A 19,418-nucleotide genomic window follows, 5' to 3' on the forward strand; every position below is an offset into this window, starting at 1 on the left:
GGCGCCGCTTCGCGTCCGCGGTCCGCCGCGGCGGAATGACACGTCCATGTAGGTCCCGAACAGCGACACGGCGAGGCGGTCATATCCGCCGGGACGGCACCCCGCCGTCGTGGCTCGTCCGACCGGTAGGCGAGTCCGCTGTCGGTGAGCAGCAGGCTCGGATCTGCGGGCTCTCAGTTCGCAGTCGCGACCGCGAGAATGCGGCGGACGTTGTCCTCGGAGAAGAACTCGGCCGGCGAGGTTACGCCGGCGGTGACCCTGACGAAGTCGACCATGGCTTCCTGGTTGCGTGAGGCGGCGCTGAGGAGTTGGGCGAGGTCGGGGGGCGGTGGCTCGAGCGCCGCGATCTGGGCGGTGAGCTGGTAGAAGGGCAGGACGTGGTGGTCGCGCGCAGAGTGGTAGTCCTCCAGGGCCTCGTGGAAGGGGCGTGTGCCGGTAAACCCCTCGTCGAGGGCGCGGGCGCATCGTTCGGCGTCGCGGAACGCATCGTCCATCCCGAACGCGGTGATGAAGTCCTTGTTGTAGCCGGCGTCCCCGACAAGCGCCCAACCGGGTCCGTACGGCTTGCGGAGGTAGTTCGGCACCGCGGTGCCCACGAAGCGCGTCTCGCGGGTTGCGGCGCTGATCCTTTCGGCAAAGCCTGGGACCAGCCCGAGGGTCGCCATGTAGGTCTCCTCGATGTTCTCCCGATATGCGGGGAACTCCGCGAACGGCCTGCCGACGATGACCAGGGTCAGGTTGTCGTTCGTGGGCCAGGCCGCGAATCCCCGTCCGGGGCGGATGTAGGTCTCGAACCGGCCGTCCATGGGAAGGCCGCTCCAGTAGCTGTAGTAGCTGCCCTGGAGCTGTGGCTTCTCGTTGTACTGCTCGGCGGCCACGGCCTCGGCGACCAGCGAGTGTCGCCCGTCCGCTCCGACGACTACGCGCGCGTGCTCGATGATGGTCGCGCCTGCTTTGCCATGGCCACGGATGCCGGTGACCCGGCCGTCGTCAAAGGCGATTTCCTCGACACTGAAGCCTTCGCGTACCTCGGCGCCGGCCTCGGCGGCAGCGTCCAGGAGGAGCTTGTCCAGCACGGTTCGGCGAGGCGCGTATGCGACGGGAGCTTCGTCGATGCCGGGCATCCCGGAGATCGTGAACGGGCCGAAGTCGAACGCGTAGGTATGGATGGGCGGGCATCCGGTCGCGACGACGCGATCCAGGAGCCCCCATCTGCTCAGGGACGCCACGCCAGGGTGATGGATGAGGTGTGTCGAGACCGTGTCGCTCGGGAAGGTTGCTCGGTCGACGAGGAGGACGCGGTAGCCCTTGCGCGCCAGCAGCATCGCCGTGGGCGATCCGGCGCACCGCGCGCCCACCACGATCGCGTCATAGTCGGACTTGGACATGTCCAGCTCCTCTCTGGATCAGTCAGCGTGTCCTCGCCGATCGCCCGTCTCCTGTCGTGCTTCCGCGAGGCAAGATGCGTCACCGTAGCCAGGAGCCGGTGGAGACCGCGTCGGCTGGAATGACCAAACTCGCGGGGTGGCCGCCTGGTCATTTCACGCCAGGAGGCACGTCAGATGAGGCCGTGCTTGAGGGCGTACGCCGTGGCGGCGGCCCGCGAGGAGACATCGAGCCTGGTGAAGATGTTGCTCACGTGTCGGGCGACCGTCCGCTCGCTGATGCCGAGCGCGGAGGCGATCTGTCGGTTCGATCGCCCCGCTGCGATGAGCGCGACTACTTCCACCTCCCGGTTCGTGAGCCCGCCGGGAGACCCCCAGCGTCGGGTTCGCGACAGTCCTTCCACCTCCTCGAGATCGGGGGTGGCGCCCAGATGACTGAATACTGTGTGTGCGGCGTCCAGTTCGAGCTCAGCGCCTTCGTCGTCGCCGAGCTGCTGGAGCGCATGGGCGATCAGGACCCTCACCCGCGCCACTTCATAGGGCGCCGCCAGCTCCTGCCAGACCCTGCGCGCCGCCCGCAGGACATCGAGCGACTCCCGGTTCCTCCCCTCCGCGAGCAGAACCGCCCCCATCGCCTGCGCGGACATGGCGTGCAGACACGGTGCATCCAACACAGATGCGATCGTCGACAGTTCCTCGGCGGCGGTGCGCGCGGCGGCTACCTGGCCTGCTGTCAGCATCACCTCCACATACGGACCGAGCAGCTTGGCCAGCGGGGTGCCAGCCCCGGGACCCTGCGTGCTCCCGGCCTCGGCTGCGGCGAGGCGGATGGCCGCCACTGCGGTATCGACGCGACCTTGGGCCAACCTGAGCTGCGACAGGCCAGGCTGCGGCTCGTAGCCCCTTCGGCTCGCCTCCCGGTACGCCTCCTCCGCCCGGTCGTACGCACCCTGGAGCCGGTGGAGCTCGCCCCACTGGTAGAACGCCATCCCGGCCGCACCCTTGGTGGTGTCCGTCAGCCACTCGCAGGCGCGACGGGCCTCGACCAGTGCTTGTGCCCAGGAGCCGTGCAGTTGCATGATCTCCGAGCGGTGCACCAGGCACTGCCCGCGGAAGGGGACCAGCTCGGGCTGGGACGCGGACCATTCGTCCAAGGCGGCGGTCCATTCATGCGCCCGGCGCAGGTCGAAGACGCGTGCACAGGTCAGGATCACGGCGCAGTAGACGATGCCGGCCGTGACGGGTGAGACCTCACCCGCCACGACGCCGATCATGGCCTCGTCGAGCAGCCGAACGCCCTCGGCAGGACGGCCGCTCTGGATCAGCGCTTGACCCCGCTGCAGCCGGGCAAGGGCGACCAGATCCGGATCGCCGAACCGCTCGCCGATCTTGGCGGCCTCGTCGTTCGTCGCCAGGGCGGCACCGGCGTCCCCGCCGCCCATGGCCATGAGGGCAGCCATCGTCAGGGCGAGCCCCCGCTCCGCACACTCCAGCCGCCGCTCATCGAGAAGCCGCTGGGTTCGGGCCAGCCACCCGCTGCTCTGCGCAGCATCGCCTCGCAGCAGCAGCGTCAGAGCCAGCCAGAATCCGCACCGGGCTGCCCGCTCGGGCTGATCTCGATCGAGGAACTCGTGGAACGCGCGCGTCCACACCGCGGCTGCGTCGGCCTCCTCGGCGACGAGATAGGCCGCCGTCGCGAGCCGTTCGAGATCAGGGGGCTCCAGGGACGCTTCATCGTCCGCCGCCGACAACTGCTCGAACGCCTCCCGCCATGCCATGCGGGCAAAAGCCGCTCGACCCCGGTCTAGCGCAACCGCACCCAGCATCGGCCTCACTCCCGGAACCAGAATCGACGGCGGTGACACCGCCGGTCAACCCGGCCCGATGAGCGCCGGCATGATTCCCCAGCGCACATCCCGGTCCGCCCCGAGAGTAATCCGTACCGTGCCGGAGCCGCTGCTGACCGCCGTCCCTCCGACGCAGAGTCGAAGTGGGCGGAGTGGGCGCCCATAGTGGGCGGAATGACGCATCGCTCATGGACGCAGACGCCCTGCGCTGTCGGCCAAGAGGGTAAAGAGTTCGGTCTTCGGTGACGGTCTGACGCCGATGCGCCACAAGAACTACTACCGCCGAGTCTTCCTGCCCACGGCCAAAGCCGTCGGCCTACCGACGCTGCGCTTCCACGATCTGCGGCACTTCTACGCATCCGACTTGCTTCGCGACCCGCAGCTCAGCATCAAGGACGTCAGCACCCGGATGGGGCATGCCGACGCAACTCTTGTGCTCCGCACCTATGGGCATCTGTTCACCGACTCCGGGGCTGGGCTAGGCGACCGGGTGGCGGAGCGTCGCGAGGCTGCCCGTGCGAAGGCTGCCGCCGAAGCAGCGAAGGTCATCCAACTTGGCTGACGCGAAACCACACAGCGACGAGCCCCGAACCGATAGCGCCGGATCGGGTCCTTCTGACCTCAGCGTGAGGGCCACGTTTCTCGCCACGTGAGCCGTCGGGCTTGTACGACGTTGGCCATTCGCTGGACGGCGGCCTGCGCGAGGGGATGGCGGTCGTAGGCATACCAATGGCGCTGGAGTATGAACGCCACGAGGTCCGCCAACTGTACTCCGGGGCTCGCGTGCGAACTCACGAAGTGCAGTGAGTCGATCATCGTATTGATACGGCGTCCGGGCACCTCGCCGCCGCCCGCTTTCGCCATGTCGGCAACCATGTTGATCGCCCTCAGTTCTTGTTCCTTCGCCTCATCGGCGACCACAATCTTGTTTCCGCCACCGTTGAGATCGATCTTCTCGAGGAGAAACTGGAGAGCCAGTAGGTAAGCGTTGGCGTCCGCGGCTCCGCCGTGTCGCGCGTGAAGGCGAGCTTTGTGAATGCTTGAGTAGGCGACCTCTAATTCCAGTTCCTGTAGGACGGAAATGGCGTCCTCGTAGGCGGCCAGTCGCTGAGCATGGTCGAGTTCCGCCCAGTAGCCCTTCCCGTTCCACAAGTCGACGCCGTGGAACTCAAACCCCTTTGGGCGGTAATCCAAGTGTCGGAAGGCCAGGGAGCCCAGGGACGCGGCAAGGGGTTGCACTTGGTCCTCGTGCACTATGACGGCCGCAAGGATCAGGAGCGGCTGCTTGCTGGCCCCTTTGCCTACCGAGCCCGTCTCGTCGACATAGATGAGGGACGCCACGGATCAGTAATACAGCACCAGGCTCTGGAGAGGTCCAGCGGCGCACACATGCCCCCGGCGTACGGAGCCCTGCCGCGCCGGGGGACGATGCTCGCCATCAAGCGCTCGACGAATCGTTCCCTTGCGCCGCGCTTACGGAAGCCGGGGGGCGGAGGCCTTCTCGGCGTCCAACCCTCTCGAGCTCCTTCCTGCACCGGAGGATGTCACCCGCTAGGCCTTCTCCATGCCGAACCACCATCAGGTAGTCCGCGTAAGTGCAGCCTCGGACTACGTGGGTCTTGGTGCGGTTCAGTATGTCGCCCCATTCACCGCTCTCAGGCTGGATCTCTTCGCCGGCCTCCTCGATCAGCCAGGTCGTGAAGCGCTGGCAGGCGGTCTTGAAATCGGTGAAGGCAGCCTCAACCGCCTCGTCGTCAAAGAAGCGATGTTCATACTTGGCTGAAAAGCGAAACAGCGGCTCAACGTCCTTGTTTCTCCAGTGCAGCCCCACGAATACGACTTCCAGCCAGCCCATGACCCCTGTTCCCATAGGGAACAGGTGAAGCAGCTCCTCGAACAGCGCTTGGTCATGGTCGGTGGCGGGAGGGGCCGCTGGCATCTGCTCCGAGCTTCCACGCCGGTCCCACCAAGTTGAGATGAGCCACCAGAGCACACCCGTGACCGCGAAGGCTGGCAGCAACCACCACCAAGCCGCATCTCTCCGCAACCAGGCGTAGAGGTCGGGGGTGAAAGCAGGCCCGAGCGCTAGGGCGAGGCCCCACAGCGTCGCCAGGCCTACCCCGATCGTGAAGTGTTTCTGCACGCCGGTGAGGCTATCGGAGCGATTGGCACCAATCGCACCGCCCGTGCGCGATCGCGAGACGAGTCAGCAGCAAGCGGTGCTAATCCTCGTCATGCAGGAGCATCGTGGCGGTCGTTGGGGCTTCGGTCTCCGCAGCCCTTGCTCGGATCTTGTTCACGAACACCTCAAGCTTCTCCCTGTCCGCCACACCTTCGTCCACTTCCTGCATGACAGCCCGGACAACGGCGCGGTGGGCCAGCAAAGACCCTTCGGGGACGCTACCGAAACCGGTGGCGACTAGCACATGGTCGCTCTCCAATGTGGTTTTTACTGGGAAGCGTCCTTCCTCGTCATTCTCTACTTGTTTGTGCGACATGCGAAGGACTATGTCGACTAGTGGGCGACCATCGTGGGCCAAGAGCCTGCATGCAGCGATGGAATCAAGTAGGTGCGTACCCTCGAAACGAACAGCGCGCAGAGCCGGCTTTGCTATGACTCCTTCGGGAGTTTCTGTCTCCTCGTCCGAAACTTTGAACCGCGCAACGATGAGATTGAGCTTTGTTAGGGATTCCGCCCGGAATCGAGTCTCTAGAAGATCCAGCATAAAGTCCGAGACCGGGTGAATTCCGCCAGGGACGCCAGTAGATCGGACATCCGCAAAGGGCACGTACCCACGAAGCTCGACGCCCACCGCTATCTCGAGAGCGCGTGCTGCGGCGCGGGCTGCCTGTGTCGTCGCCCCGAGGACTTCGACCGTGCTTCCCTCCGCGACGCGGATGTGTACCTGCTGCTTCTCCGGAACTGGCCGCAGCGAGGCTTCCCCGTCGACTTCATCAACTGCCGCACGGTACGCCCGGTAGGTCCCGGTCACGTCAATTGTCGAAGGGTCATCTCGCTTGATGGAATCAAATACGAACCATCGAGCAACGCCTACACGGACATAGCGACCAGCCACCACGCGCAGGCGCTCGTGAGCGTTGGCAAGGTCGATCCCATCCCGGATGGGGAAGATTCGAGACGTGTGTCCCCTCTCAGGGGTCGGCTCGTCCTCATGGGCAATGACGAGCTTCGCGACTCTTTCCGGGTCCCACTCGTACGCCCTGGCAACGCGAGATGCCACTTCTTCAGCGACACCAGACGAAGGCACCCCACGTTCCTTTGCGAGTTCCCGGAGCGCAGAAAGCTTGAGGCCGATTAGTGCCTTCTTCATCAACTCGTGCTCGACCTCGGAGGAGTTGATCTCCCCTTCTTCTGCTTTGGGCGCCGGAACGAGTTCGTCCTCTAGCGAAGTACGCAGCCTGTCGCGTAGCAGACCGCTGATGTCCGGCTTGCGCGGCGACGAGGTCGCCACCCGGTTTCGGATGGACAGCCCCCGAAGGCGCTCACCCTCCTTGGTTGCGAGGGCGAGTAGATCGTCCAGGGCGGAATCAAGGTCCTCGGTTGTGATCACACTGCCAGGCGCTCGCTTCATGGCCAGTCCCCCTTCTCCAGTGCGTTCTGATACTCCTGCAGGACGGCCCAAGCGGCAGCCACACATATCTTGTCCCACTTGCTGGCGTCGGCGATCTCGACACCCACCTCGAGCACGTGAGTGAGGAGGCACCCCTCGACGTCGATCGAGCGGGCGAGCATGACTGCCAGGTGCGGGTAGTGCTCGCCGTCCGGGTCATACTTCTTCAGTTCGGACCTGAAGAGATCGATGCTCTCGAAGTACTCGTTCCGGGGAAACTTCTTGCTGCGTACCCACTTGCGGACGTCAGCGGTCCTGGCCATGTCCTGGCACTCAGCGGGGATCCTGAAAGCCATCAGTCGCCCGACCGCAGGCCCATGGCCATCAGCACCGCGATGACGGGCTGTGCGACGACGGCCAGGAGCAGGGAGGCCGCGATGACGAGCTGAGGGAACGGCAGCCAAGTGTCACCCGTGTACATGCCGAGCCACGCAGACAGCGCCCCCACGGCCACGACGATGGCGAGACCAGCCGCGCACCAGGCGATCGCCGAAGGGGGTATCGGAGTGCCCGCCGGTCGACGACGGCCGGGCGTGCCCAGCGTGACAGCCAGGCTGATGACCGCCAAGAGGAAGCCTTCAACGGTGAGAAGCACCGGGAGCGCCTGAACGTAGGTCAAGGACTGCTGCGTGGCTGTCACAGACGTGCTCATCGCTCACCCCCCGGCTGACGTCCTTGTTCCCTCCTGCCGAGGGTGAACTATAGCCCGAGGAGCCGCCAAGGCAGCGCACAGCGCCCCCTCGGAGAGCTGGGCGCACGCGCGTCCAGGCGGAAGCCGCCAAGTCTGTGGAAGACAAGTGGACAACCGGCTACTCACTGTGGATATCCGGGGGATAAGGGGTGTGTGACGCAAGTCACATAATGAAATCTGATCAGCGTATTGCGTCCCAGAGACTAATGAGATTCTCGACAAAGGTTACAAACAGGACGAACGGGTGCGCCCTTGGCGTACACACCCTGTGGACAAGCGCGAACGAACTACATCGGTGTCATCCGGGACCGGTAAACTCTCTAGAGAGCACAAAACCCCGGCAACCAGTCGGGGGACCGGGCGCGGGGTTCGGTGTCTACTTTGGCGGGTAGGTCACTGAATCTACACCGGTCACACCCTTGCGTTCCAATTGGGACGCAAGGGTGTGACCGAGTCGTTGCCTGGCCTTCTAGTGCTCCAGACCGCTCCTTCGGGAGCAGAACGGAGAGCCGTTATGGCCTCGAACAACAAGCCGGGCCGCCCCGCGCCTGCATCCGGCCAGTACAGACAGCCCGGCCGCAAGACCGAGATCACGGCTATCAAGGGGAAGCCCTTGCCGCCGACGTCCAAGCCGGGACGCTCGTGGACGCTGGTCGACAAGACGAAGCACAAGTCCTGACATGGGCAACGGTTTCGAAATCAAGTTCAACGGCGACTGGGAGCGTGGCCTGAACCGCATGGTCCAGGCTCACGTCGACAAGCTCGCCAAAGAGGGCACCCGAGCGGCTGACCGAGTGCTTGCTTCCCATGGTGGTCAGCCGGTGGAAGTCGTGAAGCCGATCCTCCGGCGCGAACTGAAGCGCGCTGGCTTCGATGTCACCGACCCTGAGCTGACGGAGTACGCCAAGCAGATCAGTGATGGGGGCCGCGTCGTCATTCAGGCCGACCGCGTCAAGTAGCACGGCGGCAACGCCCCGCACCGTTTGGGTGTGGGGCGTTGCCGTATGCGACGGCGCGCCTTGGCAGTGGCTGACAGTTGACAACTGGTTGGCAACCCGCCAGGGCGCAGAAGCACAAATATGCGGTCGCTCCCCATCTGACCTGCGGAAATGGTGGTGCCCCCGGCAGGATTCGAACCTGCGACACCCGCTTTAGGAGTCCGACCTTGGCTCCGCGGTGTCTCGAGTTCCATTGCGCTGCAACGGGTTTCGTACTGCTCTATACAGGCTGCTTGCGGCTGTTTCGGACCCTGCGGGTACCTCTGGGGTACCTAGGACGATTGTGGGCCGGGTGCCAGACCCAAGGCGGCTTGGGCCTCGTTCGCGCGCCTGCGTACGGCGTTCGGTGGACCGATGAGATGGGGCACTTCGACCGGGTTCCCGGCGGCGCGGAGCTTGAGCATCTTGAAGTACCCGGAGGTTGCTCCCCAGTTGATGGTGCCGCTGTAGCCGGTCGGCCTCACATTGGTGACGGAGTCTCGCGGGAACCTGCGCGTCCGGAGAATCCCGCGCGAACTGACCTGGTCGTCGTCGATCACAAGACCTATGCGCAGCGAGCGAACGATCAGCAGGACCTCCAGGGCGACGAACAGAAGGCCAGGGAAGATCTCTGCCCTGTCCGGACCGGGTGTCGGGTCGAACATGCCCCCGAGAGTCGCGCCCAGTCCGATCACCCACGTCCCGACATAGAGGGCACGTGCCATCCGGCTGTAGACGTGCACTCTCCGCTTGACGCTCACGGTGTGGATCCTAGGGCGACCACAGGCAGCCACCGACCCGATAGCGGAGCAGGGGAGCCTGCCGGAGTGGCCGGGTCAAGGGTGGCCGCAGGCCATCACGGAGTGACGCGTAGCGCCCTTGATGCGGTCCGGAGGCGGGCGGAGAGTGGAGCGCAGGGTCGGCGGCGTGAAGGTGAAACGCAAAGTTGCGGTGGTGTCTTCGTCCGCTGGTCTGGCAGTGTCCGCGAGACTGGCGCTGTGGTGAGTCGGCGCTGGATTCGAGAGCACTGGCCTTCAGACGTTGTGCCTGACGAACGCTTCGAGGGGTATAACGGCTCAATCGCCGAGATGCGCTGTGCGGGTGCTCGGGCGGGTTACGCGATGATGGAGGTCCAGGACTGGGCGACCATCGAGGGCCACCTGTGGTGGAAGCGCCTGACGGGCGTTCAGGCGCTGCCGGCCCTGCACATGGCCTATTGGGATAAGGAGACGGCGGCGCAGCGTGACTATGCCTGGCCGGTGTGGTTCACGCATGACGCTGCTGGGGCCCACGCCATGTATGAGGAGTGCATCGCCTCGTCCTCCCTAACTTGGGATGGCGTGATCTACGAGCTGCATTGGCTTGCCGAGTCAGAGGCCGCGCGGGTCCGTGCAGAGCTCTTCTGGGAGCCAAAGGCGCCGTAGGCGTTCACATGTGGAAGATGCCCTGGCTGATGCAGCCAGGGCATCGTCGTATGCGCGGGGTGCGGTGGGGTGCGCGCAGGGCGCGAAGCGCCCGGAGCGCGGGGCCCCATCGCGGGGCCCCCGCGGCGGCGAAGCCGCTCTTGAGCCATGTGAAGAAAGTACTCACGGCCGGCTCCGGACACGTGGTCCGAGACACCGTGAACAACCGACGTCCTGTGGTGTTCGAGACGATGGGCGGGATGCCGGACGGAGGGCGTCCCTGGGCCCTCGGGGAGTCTGGCGCTCTATTCTTGCGGCTCGAAGCGCAACGGGCATCTCTCGCATAGCCTGTGCGCCGAGTAGTCGGTGAGGCGAGCCTGTCTCCGATTTGACGCAAGTGAACCTCCGGGCGAGCGGAGGGGACGACGTGAGTAGGGATGAGCATGGAATCGGAGAACAAGGTTTTCATCAGCTGGTCCGGGAGCCCGTCTAAGGAGATCGCACTGGCGATGAGGGCATGGCTGAAGGACATCTTTGACGACATCGCTCCTTGGGTCTCCGACGCCGACATCGAGGCGGGGTCGCGGAGTATGGCGGACATCGAGACTGCCTTGAAGGACGCGAAAATCGGAATCATCATCACGACCAAAGCGAACATGGAGAAGCCGTGGCTCAATTTCGAGGCCGGGGCCCTGAGCAAGGAGGTCGGCGAGGAGAAGAGCCGCGTCATCCCGCTGCTCATCGACTTCGGAAGTCCGGCGGAGCTCACTGGTCCGATGAACATCCTGCAAGCGTGCATGTTCGACGAAGATGGGCTGACCCGGCTGCTTAAAAGCCTCTACATCGCTTTCGGTATGGACGAGTCCAAGGCCGAGCGTCGGATAAAGGTCTACTGGTCACAACTCGAGGACCAGGTGGCTTCAATTCTCGAACGTCATGAATCGGGGTCCACGATTGCGAGCGACGAGTCAGCAGGGGCATCCGATGCAGCCGATAATTCGCGTCGCAGCGACGAGTCAATGCTCGAGGAGATGCTGCAGATCCTGCGCGGGATGAGAGATGGCGACGTTGCAGTCCGGTCGATCGTGAGGAGTCTTCCTGTGCGGATGCCAGAGGTGCAACCGCGACGCGACCTCGTGAAGGATGTGCGGCGATGGGTTGCGAGCTCGGGCCTCGACGACATTTTGGGCAAGTATCGGGTCAAGACTGAGGTCGCCCTCGGGGACCATCGATATGAGGTGGCCGTGATTACGGGTTCTAGGCTCGGCCAACAAACAATGAACCAGTTGACCACCGACCTTTGTGCCTATCTGGGAACGCAATCTGCGGTGGTGATGGGAGATGGGGCGATTATCACGGGCGTCCAAGCAGGCTAAACGGCGGGGCCTTGACTCCGGGCATACCGGCATTGGAGCAGCACGGACCGGCAGAGAGGCAGGAGGGTGAACTGGTGACTCGCGAGTTAGTCGTTGTCGACAGCCCCGGCGGAATTCAACCTCACTTGGCCGACGCCGCCACACTGATGGATCCTGATGCGAGCACGCTTTGCGGCAACATGATCGGGAGGCCAAGCAGAACCTGGTTCGCCCTTGCTGGATGCAAACGCTGTGCGCGATCTGCGCTGTGCGCTGGTGACACTGCGTTGGTTGACGTAGACGGCGAAGAGATCGACCTCGCGGAGGTCCCGCGCTCGCTCTGATTTGGCGCCGAATCAAGCAGCAGAGTCAAGGGTGCCCTTAGCGCACACGAAATCATCGCCACTCAGAGAGGATTCCACCCCTGCCACGTTGCAACACCGACCGCTCCAGCCACGATGGTTGAGGCTCCGACCAGGAAGCCCCACGGCCCACGGATCCAGGCAGGGAGGCGCGTGCTCTGACTTGAGTTACCGCCGCCGACGGTTGCAATGGCAGTGGCCGGCGCGGCTCCCGAGGATTGGGATGTCGTGACGTTAATGACGCTTCGCTTTGCGTTGTGGAGGACCACGCTCACAGCCTGATTGGCCGCCTCAGGAGTCGGCAGTTGCTGACTGTCGAGTCCGGCCGCGCGCATCTCCGCGACGAGTGAAACGAGTGCTGTGCGCGTTCGGTCAAGCACCCCGAGGACTGAGTTGGCTGAGACCTGCCAATAGACCGCGCTGATGCTGTTTCCATAGGGCGCCTCGTGATTCATGATGCGAGCCAAGTCGGGCATTGCCGCGTCTTGGATTCGGACGAACCCCTTTCGGCTGTTGTTAACCATGTCCTCGAGTTGAGCGACTCCGAAGCGCAGATCGACCTCCTCTTTGATGGCCTCTTGGGCAAATTCAGGCAGTGAACTGTGGGCGATCTGTTGGCCAGTTATGATGGCGTGCATTGTCGCGCCATCGATGGCAATCATGGCTCCGACGGTTCTGTATTCCGGCAACTCGTCGTCTGGTCCGTAGCCGTCTAGCTCGCGCCTCGCCCAGTCACGCAGTTCCGTGGAACCGGCTCTGCCGCCGAGGGCGACACACTTACGAAGGGTGTCGGCAAGTGGCACCGAACTGTCCAGTGCTCCGTTTTCGATCTGGGCGAGTAAGCCGTCCGAAGACTTAGCCACGTGGACACCTCTCTGTCGGTTGTGTAGTGCGGGCAGCGCAGTCCGCTGGAGTGTGGGGGACGGCACTGTGGACAGGCAGATTCTGTGGCATCGGTTAGATCACCGATGGAGTTTGCGGTCCAAAATGCGCTGCCACTTACGGACGGTCGATAGATCGCCGTCCTGAAGGAGGCGCATGTGAGACAGCCGATTGCGGACTGGAAGCACCTCCATTGCCAACTTCGTCCAGACAATCTCTTCAACGCCTAGGCCGCCGAACTCAGGTCGTCGTCGAAGCTCCAAGAGTTCGCCAAGGGACAACCATTCGAGGGGATCCCGGAGTTCTCGAATGCTCTTGGCCGCGGCATATGCGTCGCCCTTGGCCCTCTCAAGAGTTTTGGTCGGAAGGTCGCCATTCAGCGCCTCCTGCCTCCAGGTGGCGCCCCAGAGAGTTCTAGCTCGTGCGCGGATAGCTCGCCGAAGGGTTCGCTCCAGCGACCATACGGCGCCGAATGTCTCGTTCATGGACCTAGGCGTATGCGTCATGGCGGCAAGGGCGTCCGCGAGGGCTTCTCTGAGCTCGCCGTGCCTAGTCGGCATTGTCCATTTGAAGTCCTCGCCCTGAAGTTGGACGAGCCCGGCACCGCAGAGGGCCTCCAGCACTCGGGGCGTAGGGAGGGTCAGAGCCTCATCGCGTGTGCACATTGACTCGAACAGCGCATGGTCCAGGGACGCGAGAACTTCGTCCCCCAGTTCCTCCAAGATGCAGGCAAGAGTCTGCCAAAGATCTTGGTTGGGACGTTCAGCGTGGATGGGCAGGACCGCGGCGGGGTCCCCCCTCTCGCGACTGACAGGCGTCGCCAGCGGAGGCAGGAGCAGTTTTGCGTCCTCCAACAACGAGCTGCCCGGAACAGCGGGATATCGGATCCGGGGGTATCGAGACACCAGGACGACGTTGATGCTTCTGTCCAGGTCTGAACTAACGCGCTCTCGCAGAAGGCCGAGGCCGTTGCCCGCGGAATCGGAGCACATCGACTCCACGTCGGTGAGCACCACTCGAATGGGTCCGTCGTCAAGGGTCTCGGCCAAGTAGTCCGAGACCGTCATGACATGCTCCGAAACAGCGGTGAAGCCGGTTCTCAAGGGCTCATGGGCGTAACCGACCAGCGCCAGAACCAGGCCGTATCGCGAGGACTGCTGGGATACATCCTCGATCCACTGGGAGAGATACGAGGAATCGCTGCTCACATCAGCTCCAGAAGTGAGTTGAGCGAATAGCCGCGATCCGCTCGGTGCACGAGCCCAAGGTTCAACAGGTGGTCGAGCGCCTGGGGCTCAGTCTCGGCCAGGGTCCCGAAGTCGTTAGGAGAATCCATCAGAATTTCGAGCAGAATCGCCTCTGTCGCGTAGTAGCGACGCACGTGGTCGACCATCTCGCCGACGTTGCCTGTGACGGATGCCTTCCAAGGCAGCAGAGCGTGCAGGACCTCGGATCGCGTGATTCGGCGACGGTAGACGTCTATGGGTAAGTCACTGACCACTCGAGAGGCAAGGTTCCGGTAGAGAAATGCATGGCCACCCGAAGCGTCAAACAGAGCTTCGAGAGCGCCAGCCTCAATCTCGATGCCCATTTTCGCCCCGATTGACGTGGCTAGTTCGTCAGCCTCAGATCTCTCGAATGGTCCAAGGTAGTGAGCCTTGGCCCATGAAAAGAGCGGGTTTGGGCGACCGTAAAGCCGTCCGCCCTCGATGATGGCGCTGGTGAGCCCTGACAAAACGAATGTGAAGTTGGGCGTCTCCTGCACCAGGCTGCGAAGTGCTCCGAGCATCTGCGCTACTTGAGGCATGGCCCCTTCGGCTACATCGATCTGGTCTGCAGGCGTCAGATACTCGATCTCATCGAGGAGAAGCAGGATCGCTACGCCGTCAGCGTCTAGTTTCCCAAGTAGGGTTTGGAGCGCCGTCTTCATCTCCACGATGGTGGGCGTCTTGGAGAGCTGCGCTAGCTCTTGGGTTCGAAGTCCACGCTCTTTCAAGGCCACCAGAAGCCTGCGGCGTAGTTCGGCCAAGATGTCGGGCGTGGGGTCGGCTGGGGGCGACGGAAATGCCTCCAAGTCCATCAGAATCGTCACCGTGTTCGTCGACTGCAGCATGTCTGAGAGCTGCATCAGCACGCTGGTCTTGCCTGCTTTTCGGAGGCCAAACACGCCTGCGACGCGCTGGTTCTTGACGTCGTCCCGCAGGGTTTGAAGAAGCGTGCGCCGGCCGAAGAATCGGCTCCCACGGACGGGGGTCGTCTCATAGAATAGATCGCGGCTGTAAATGTAATCCCGGATGAGGGAGATGAACGACAACGCATCCTCTCCCATTTCAGCCTCAAGTGGGATCGCCATAACTTCCGGCCTTGACCAGTCATCGAGCTTGACCCGAAGGCGGGGGTCGGGGGCGCTCAAGAACAAGAGATCTGGGGACACCTCGCGGCCGAGGCGGTTGAGGACATTGCGTGCTGTTTGGTATGTCCTGACCTGGATGTCCCGGTGCGGGCTATAGAAGAGGACGACTTCACGCGTCAGGCCGAAAGCTGCTTCGATGGCGCCGCTGAATCGGACAAGAGCGATGCCGCAATCCTGGAAGCCGGACTCCTTGCACAAGCCAGCAAAAACGACCTGTGACCCGAGTTTCCGCAGTGACTCGCGGTGCCGCATGAACTCGGGGAAACGGCGCCCCAAGCGCTCAACGTTCTTGGCGAGATCTGGGCTACTGGGCTCGGGTATGGCCCCTGCCCGCCAACTGTTGTAGATGGAGGCCGGAGTCGTGGCAGGTGCGCCTTGGGGCAGTCCCGGAGGCTGCACTTCCCTCGAAGGGCGAACGGGGGCGGGTCGAGGCGTCGGACGAGGAGCGGGCCGAGGTGTCGAACGAGCAGCGGCGCGAGGAATGTTCCTGGACCCCGCGAGCTCTTGTCTGATTCGTCGGACCACTGGCGGGTCAATCGTGCTTGAGGCTGATCGAACGAACTCGCCTTGGCTCTTTATGTAGGCAAGCAGCGTCTTGGAGTCCACGCCAAGTTCCTTGGCCAGCTCGTAGACCCTGATCTTCGCCATGTCCCCTCCACTCCCAGGCAGACAGAGTGGTGCCCCCTGTCGCCGCGCACAGGCTACCCACAGGAGGTGCGACGCCGCGGGACCTCATCCGTTGGGCTCGTCAAACCGCGGCCAGCGCCAGGGATAGCAGGTGCCCGTTTACTGTGTGGGGTTCTGCCTCAGCAGGGACGCTCCATCGTGCGCGCGGATCGCGGGTCCTGATTGGGCCAGTGCGTCGGTGATCCGAGCGGCGTATGCCTCGAGCATGGAGTCCGGCAGTTGGGAGTGTGGATGCCAGGCGACCTCAGCTGCTTCCGGGGACTCCTCGCTTGGCTTGGATGCGAGTTGACTGCGAAAGACAAGGGCGACGATTCCAAGGTTCATGTTCTTGTAAACGCCGGTCAGGGGGCCCACCGCGATCTCGGCCCCGGTCTCCTCGCGGACTTCTCGACGGAGCCCATCTTCAATGGTCTCTTCGAGCTCCAGCACACCGCCGGGAGGCTCCCAGCGCCCATTGTCGCGGCGCTTGATGAGCAGGACGTTCTCACCGGTGTCGTCGAAGATCGCCGCCGCGACGCTGACTGAGTGGCGCGGTGTGTCGCTCATGGGGTCACCTCCATCTGCCAGAGTGTAGGCAGTACGGACGACTGGAGGAGTGAGCCATGCTGGACCTGGGCGAGGTCAACAAGTCCTCCGACACGCCCGCCTTCAAGCAGATCGCTGCTGGACTGCGCGAGTCCATCGGTGCTGGTCGGCTGGCGCCAGGGGACAAGGTTCCATCCGAGTCGCAGCTCATGGAGCATTTCGGCGTAGCCCGAATGACCGTGCGGCAGGCGCTATCGGAGCTGCGGGCCGAAGGGCTGCTGGTTGCCGAGCATGGGCGCGGCGTCTTCGTTCGTGAGCGTCCGGTTGTGCGACGCGTGGCCTCGGATCGCTTCGCGCGCCGGCACCGTGCGGCGGGGCATGCCGCGTTCATCGCCGAGGCTGAGGGAGTGGGGACCCCGTCCGTAGACGAGATCCAGGTCGGTTACGAGGCGGCGTCGGCTGTGGTTCGAGAGGCGTTGGAGTTGCCAGCGCGAAGCCGTGTTGTGGCGCGCCATCGCCGCTACCTCATGGACGGACAGCCGGTGGAACTCGGGTCCTCATACATTCCTGCGACGATCGCCAAGGGCACTCAGATCGAGCAGGCCGACACCGGCCCCGGCGGCGTATATGCCCGTCTCGAGGAGGCCGGCCATACATTGGCCGAGTTCACGGAAGAGGTCGGCGCACGAATGCCCACACCCGAGGAGCGGCGGCGACTTCGTCTGCCTGCTGGGACTCCCGTACTCACGGTTCGTCGGGTGGCGTTCGACACCGAGGGTCGTCGTGTGGAGCTGACCGACACGGTCAAGGCTGCGCCGAGCTACGTGCTGGAGTACCGCTTCCCAGCGATCTGACTTCGGCAATCTCTTGCTTGTCTAGAGGAGTGTGCTTTACTGACTGCTGTCGGTACTGCTCTAGACAAGTAGAGGTGATTTGCAATGGCTATTCAGCCGAGGATTCGTGTGCTGTTCGAAGACGTGTTCCCGGATGGGGCACTCATGCGTGGCGAGGTCGCGGCGGTCGAGGACTTCGACGCTCTGCAGGCGGCCAGGGCTGCGGGACGAGAGCCGGGGGACATCCAGCTGCGGGACAAGGTGACCGGACTGCGCGTCTGGGAAGTCCGCGTGGTCGACCTCGACGAGAACGCTCGCAAGGGGCAGGGCGAGGTCACGGTGAAGATCTCCGCCGACGTCCAGCCGGTGCCGCCGCCGAAGCCGGATGGGCAGAAGCTGCGGCCCGTTGAGTTCGAGAACCTGACGGCTACGGCGTGGATCGACGACCGGGGCAGCCGTCCGAACATCGCGTGGTCGTACCGCGCTGATGCTGTACGCGCCCCGGGCACCAAGTCTGTGAGTGGATCCAGCAACGGTCAGCGTCAGCCCGAGAAGGGGGCGGCGTGATGCGTCCTGCTGATGCCGTGGCGTGGGCCGACGCGTTCGACGTCGACGTGAAGGACCTCCCCTCGGTTCTGACCCACGAGGTGGCCCGGGTCGACGGGGTCCGCAACGAGCTGGCACAGCTGGTGCGCGAGTTCGTGAACGCACCGGACGACGAGATTCGGCGTGGTGTCTACCGGGCGTACTCCGCACTAGGTGCCGCGCAGTCTCGGGTGATGGCGGTTGCTTCCGACGCTCGTCGATCCGCCTGAGGGAAGGAGCGCCGTCGTGGGGGAGCGCAGGGGAGCGATGTTCGATAGCGACGAGCCAGTCGCCCTGATTTTCGAGGCGGCGGTCCGGCTGGTCATGTTCGCGGCGTGGTCGGTGTTCCGGCTGGCAAGGTTCGCGGTGCGCCGTCCGTTGCGTGCGCTGCCGGTCGTTGGGCTGGTGCTGCTGGACCGCTATGCCGGCCACGCAGCCGTTCTCCTCCTCGTCGCTTGTTTGGGTGCCGCGCTGGCTGTGTGGCGCCTGGGCTCGCCGGACTCCTATAGGCGCATGGCGAGACCGCGTTTGAACGAGCTGTGGCTGTCGTTGACCTACCCGCGCAAGTGGCGGCGGGTCGCGCACCGGGTGGGTCTGGTTGCGCACGACTACGACAACGACCGCTCGCGCCGGTACGTCTACGGCGCACTGCACAAGGTGAAGGTGACTCCGGCCGGGATCGTCCGCCTCCATGTGGCGATCCCGGTCGGGCTCACCCTCGACGACTACGCCCGCCGAGCCGATGCCCTTGCAGTCGCCTTCGGAGCGAGGGAAGCACGGGTGTCTGCGGCCGGGGCGACGTCCGTCTGGATCGAGTTGCACCGCTCCGACGTCCTCGCCTCAACGATCCGACCGCTCCCGGCCGAGCCCGCCCACGCGCTGAACCTTGCCGCGGTTCCCATCGGGCGACACGAGGACGGGACGTTGTGGCGGTTTTCCCTGTGGCAAACCCACGTCCTGATTGCGGGAGCAACTGGTGCGGGCAAGGGCTCCATCCTCTGGTCCCTGCTGCACGGGCTGTCCCCGGCCATCGATGCCGGGTGGGTTCAGGTGTGGGCCATCGACCCCAAGGGCGGCATGGAGCTTCGCCCCGGTGCTCGGTTGTTCTCGCGGTTCGAAGACGGCACTCCCGAGACGATGTGCGACCTGCTCGAGGACCTCGCCGCCGTGATGGACGCCCGCGCCAAGACGCTGGCCGCCCAGGGTGTCCGCAAGCATCAGCCGTCGCCGGACTCCCCGCACGTGCTGGCCGTTATCGACGAGCTGGCGACCCTGACGGCGTTCGCGGAACGGTCGGTGGTGCGCCGCATCGAGCAGGCTCTGGGGCTGCTGCTGACCAAGGGCCGTGCGGTCGGCATCACCGTCCTCGCCGCGGTGCAGGACCCCGGTAAGGACGTCGTCGGCTGGCGTGACCTGTTCCCGACCCGGGTGGCGATGCGCCTGGACAACCCGATCCAGGTCGACATGGTCCTCGGCGAGGGAGCCCGCGACCTCGGGGCCACCGCCGACCACATCTCCGAGCACACGCCTGGTGTGGCGTTCGTCCGCGTCGAGGGCACCCGTGCAATCCGACGCGTGCGGGCCTCCTACCTCACGGACGACGACATCGCGGCTCTCGCGTCGTCCGTTACCGCATCTCCCGCCCTGAGCGCACCACGACCGCCGAAGCCGCTCGATCTGTTCGACGACCTGATGGCCGAGCCTGCCCAAGCGCCCACGGTCGAGGCCGACCCCAAGCCTGCTGCGACCAGCAAGAACGAGAGTCCTGCCCCGAGGCCCGCACGCAAACCGCGGAAGCCGCGCAAGCCCCGCAATCGCGACGGGTCTTGGGTGGCCTGACG

At 64.4% G+C, this 19,418-nt stretch carries 21 protein-coding genes and 1 pseudogene; 9 read left to right on the forward strand and 13 right to left on the reverse strand.

The window, feature by feature from the left end; genetic code table 11:
• Nucleotides 1-173: 173 nt before the first annotated feature.
• Nucleotides 174-1,388 carry an NAD(P)/FAD-dependent oxidoreductase gene (locus P2F65_RS17355; RefSeq protein WP_275810775.1) on the reverse strand — a complete coding sequence of 405 codons (1,215 nt, stop codon included), beginning with the start codon at nt 1,386-1,388 and terminating at the stop codon, nt 174-176.
• A gap of 170 nt (nt 1,389-1,558) precedes the next feature.
• Nucleotides 1,559-3,163: a helix-turn-helix transcriptional regulator gene (locus tag P2F65_RS17360; RefSeq protein WP_275810778.1), complete on the reverse strand. Its 1,605-nt coding sequence runs from the start codon at nt 3,161-3,163 to the stop codon at nt 1,559-1,561.
• 328 nt (nt 3,164-3,491) lie between these two features.
• Here P2F65_RS17360 and P2F65_RS17365 point away from each other — a divergent pair, with 328 nt between their 5' ends.
• Complete coding sequence (locus P2F65_RS17365) at nt 3,492-3,794, forward strand: tyrosine-type recombinase/integrase (protein WP_275810781.1); 303 nt, start codon at nt 3,492-3,494, stop codon at nt 3,792-3,794.
• A gap of 59 nt (nt 3,795-3,853) precedes the next feature.
• Here the strand turns inward: P2F65_RS17365 and P2F65_RS17370 are convergent, their stop codons facing one another.
• The 5 genes from P2F65_RS17370 to P2F65_RS17390 all read right to left on the reverse strand — a co-directional run bounded on the left by P2F65_RS17370 (nt 3,854) and on the right by P2F65_RS17390 (nt 7,516).
• Nucleotides 3,854-4,573, reverse strand: a complete 720-nt coding sequence (locus P2F65_RS17370; protein WP_275810784.1) for a DUF3800 domain-containing protein — start codon at nt 4,571-4,573, stop codon at nt 3,854-3,856.
• A 97-nt stretch (nt 4,574-4,670) separates the two neighbouring features.
• Complete coding sequence (locus P2F65_RS17375) at nt 4,671-5,375, reverse strand: hypothetical protein (RefSeq protein ID WP_275810787.1); 705 nt, start codon at nt 5,373-5,375, stop codon at nt 4,671-4,673.
• Nucleotides 5,376-5,454: 79 nt separating this feature from the next.
• Nucleotides 5,455-6,825, reverse strand: a complete 1,371-nt coding sequence (locus tag P2F65_RS17380) for a hypothetical protein (protein WP_275810790.1) — start codon at nt 6,823-6,825, stop codon at nt 5,455-5,457.
• The gene (locus tag P2F65_RS17385) at nt 6,822-7,160 is read right to left on the reverse strand and encodes a hypothetical protein (protein WP_275810792.1); all 339 of its coding nucleotides are present in this window, start codon (nt 7,158-7,160) and stop codon (nt 6,822-6,824) included. Before P2F65_RS17385 ends, P2F65_RS17380 begins: the two co-directional genes overlap by 4 nt.
• A complete protein-coding gene (locus tag P2F65_RS17390; RefSeq protein ID WP_275810795.1) occupies nt 7,160-7,516 on the reverse strand; it encodes a hypothetical protein in 357 nt (118 codons plus the stop codon). Before P2F65_RS17390 ends, P2F65_RS17385 begins: the two co-directional genes overlap by 1 nt.
• Nucleotides 7,517-8,069: 553 nt before the next feature.
• On the opposite strand from P2F65_RS17390, the gene P2F65_RS17395 reads away from it, so the two are divergent.
• Complete coding sequence (locus P2F65_RS17395) at nt 8,070-8,234, forward strand: YjzC family protein (protein WP_275810798.1); 165 nt, start codon at nt 8,070-8,072, stop codon at nt 8,232-8,234.
• A gap of 1 nt (nt 8,235) precedes the next feature.
• Complete coding sequence (locus P2F65_RS17400) at nt 8,236-8,514, forward strand: hypothetical protein (protein WP_275810801.1); 279 nt, start codon at nt 8,236-8,238, stop codon at nt 8,512-8,514.
• A gap of 311 nt (nt 8,515-8,825) precedes the next feature.
• On the opposite strand, the gene P2F65_RS17405 is transcribed toward P2F65_RS17400, so the two are convergent.
• Nucleotides 8,826-9,293, reverse strand: a complete 468-nt coding sequence (locus tag P2F65_RS17405) for a hypothetical protein (protein WP_275810803.1) — start codon at nt 9,291-9,293, stop codon at nt 8,826-8,828.
• Between the two features lie 282 nt (nt 9,294-9,575).
• On the opposite strand from P2F65_RS17405, the gene P2F65_RS17410 reads away from it, so the two are divergent.
• A complete protein-coding gene (locus P2F65_RS17410) occupies nt 9,576-9,956 on the forward strand; it encodes a hypothetical protein (protein ID WP_275810806.1) in 381 nt (126 codons plus the stop codon).
• 422 nt (nt 9,957-10,378) lie between these two features.
• The gene (locus P2F65_RS17415; RefSeq protein WP_275810808.1) at nt 10,379-11,311 is read left to right on the forward strand and encodes a toll/interleukin-1 receptor domain-containing protein; all 933 of its coding nucleotides are present in this window, start codon (nt 10,379-10,381) and stop codon (nt 11,309-11,311) included.
• Between the two features lie 385 nt (nt 11,312-11,696).
• On the opposite strand, the gene P2F65_RS17420 is transcribed toward P2F65_RS17415, so the two are convergent.
• The 5 genes and pseudogenes from P2F65_RS17420 to P2F65_RS17440 form a co-directional block, all read right to left on the reverse strand.
• A complete protein-coding gene (locus P2F65_RS17420) occupies nt 11,697-12,515 on the reverse strand; it encodes a hypothetical protein (RefSeq protein ID WP_275810810.1) in 819 nt (272 codons plus the stop codon).
• A 99-nt stretch (nt 12,516-12,614) separates the two neighbouring features.
• A complete protein-coding gene (locus tag P2F65_RS17425; protein ID WP_275810813.1) occupies nt 12,615-13,742 on the reverse strand; it encodes a hypothetical protein in 1,128 nt (375 codons plus the stop codon).
• Complete coding sequence (locus tag P2F65_RS17430) at nt 13,739-15,223, reverse strand: AAA family ATPase (protein WP_275811065.1); 1,485 nt, start codon at nt 15,221-15,223, stop codon at nt 13,739-13,741. The genes P2F65_RS17425 and P2F65_RS17430 overlap by 4 nt, the downstream gene beginning before the upstream one ends.
• Before the next feature lie 234 nt (nt 15,224-15,457).
• Nucleotides 15,458-15,595 (reverse strand): annotated as a pseudogene (locus P2F65_RS17435) (translation initiation factor IF-2 N-terminal domain-containing protein); the annotation flags it as partial.
• Between the two features lie 138 nt (nt 15,596-15,733).
• Nucleotides 15,734-16,180 carry an NUDIX hydrolase gene (locus P2F65_RS17440; RefSeq protein ID WP_275810816.1) on the reverse strand — a complete coding sequence of 149 codons (447 nt, stop codon included), beginning with the start codon at nt 16,178-16,180 and terminating at the stop codon, nt 15,734-15,736.
• 56 nt (nt 16,181-16,236) lie between these two features.
• Here P2F65_RS17440 and P2F65_RS17445 point away from each other — a divergent pair, with 56 nt between their 5' ends.
• The 4 genes from P2F65_RS17445 to P2F65_RS17460 all read left to right on the forward strand — a co-directional run bounded on the left by P2F65_RS17445 (nt 16,237) and on the right by P2F65_RS17460 (nt 19,416).
• Nucleotides 16,237-17,013 carry a GntR family transcriptional regulator gene (locus P2F65_RS17445; RefSeq protein ID WP_275810819.1) on the forward strand — a complete coding sequence of 259 codons (777 nt, stop codon included), beginning with the start codon at nt 16,237-16,239 and terminating at the stop codon, nt 17,011-17,013.
• A gap of 84 nt (nt 17,014-17,097) precedes the next feature.
• Complete coding sequence (locus P2F65_RS17450) at nt 17,098-17,559, forward strand: plasmid replication, integration and excision activator (RefSeq protein ID WP_275810822.1); 462 nt, start codon at nt 17,098-17,100, stop codon at nt 17,557-17,559.
• A complete protein-coding gene (locus P2F65_RS17455) occupies nt 17,559-17,807 on the forward strand; it encodes a hypothetical protein (RefSeq protein WP_275810825.1) in 249 nt (82 codons plus the stop codon). Before P2F65_RS17450 ends, P2F65_RS17455 begins: the two co-directional genes overlap by 1 nt.
• Nucleotides 17,808-17,823: 16 nt before the next feature.
• Complete coding sequence (locus P2F65_RS17460; RefSeq protein ID WP_275810827.1) at nt 17,824-19,416, forward strand: FtsK/SpoIIIE domain-containing protein; 1,593 nt, start codon at nt 17,824-17,826, stop codon at nt 19,414-19,416.
• Nucleotides 19,417-19,418: the final 2 nt, after the last annotated feature.

Source organism: Knoellia sp. p5-6-4, assembly GCF_029222705.1.
GTDB lineage: Bacteria > Actinomycetota > Actinomycetes > Actinomycetales > Dermatophilaceae > Pedococcus_A.

Coding starts and splice junctions, on each gene's coding strand:
- P2F65_RS17355 (WP_275810775.1), bottom strand. CDS start 1,388: ATGTCCAAGTCCGACTATGACGCGATCGTGGTGGGCGCGCGGTGCGCC.
- P2F65_RS17360 (WP_275810778.1), bottom strand. CDS start 3,163: ATGGCATGGCGGGAGGCGTTCGAGCAGTTGTCGGCGGCGGACGATGAA.
- P2F65_RS17365 (WP_275810781.1), top strand. CDS start 3,492: ATGCGCCACAAGAACTACTACCGCCGAGTCTTCCTGCCCACGGCCAAA.
- P2F65_RS17380 (WP_275810790.1), bottom strand. CDS start 6,825: ATGAAGCGAGCGCCTGGCAGTGTGATCACAACCGAGGACCTTGATTCC.
- P2F65_RS17385 (WP_275810792.1), bottom strand. CDS start 7,160: ATGGCTTTCAGGATCCCCGCTGAGTGCCAGGACATGGCCAGGACCGCT.
- P2F65_RS17390 (WP_275810795.1), bottom strand. CDS start 7,516: ATGAGCACGTCTGTGACAGCCACGCAGCAGTCCTTGACCTACGTTCAG.
- P2F65_RS17395 (WP_275810798.1), top strand. CDS start 8,070: ATGGCCTCGAACAACAAGCCGGGCCGCCCCGCGCCTGCATCCGGCCAG.
- P2F65_RS17400 (WP_275810801.1), top strand. CDS start 8,236: ATGGGCAACGGTTTCGAAATCAAGTTCAACGGCGACTGGGAGCGTGGC.
- P2F65_RS17415 (WP_275810808.1), top strand. CDS start 10,379: ATGGAATCGGAGAACAAGGTTTTCATCAGCTGGTCCGGGAGCCCGTCT.
- P2F65_RS17440 (WP_275810816.1), bottom strand. CDS start 16,180: ATGAGCGACACACCGCGCCACTCAGTCAGCGTCGCGGCGGCGATCTTC.
- P2F65_RS17445 (WP_275810819.1), top strand. CDS start 16,237: ATGCTGGACCTGGGCGAGGTCAACAAGTCCTCCGACACGCCCGCCTTC.
- P2F65_RS17450 (WP_275810822.1), top strand. CDS start 17,098: ATGGCTATTCAGCCGAGGATTCGTGTGCTGTTCGAAGACGTGTTCCCG.
- P2F65_RS17455 (WP_275810825.1), top strand. CDS start 17,559: ATGCGTCCTGCTGATGCCGTGGCGTGGGCCGACGCGTTCGACGTCGAC.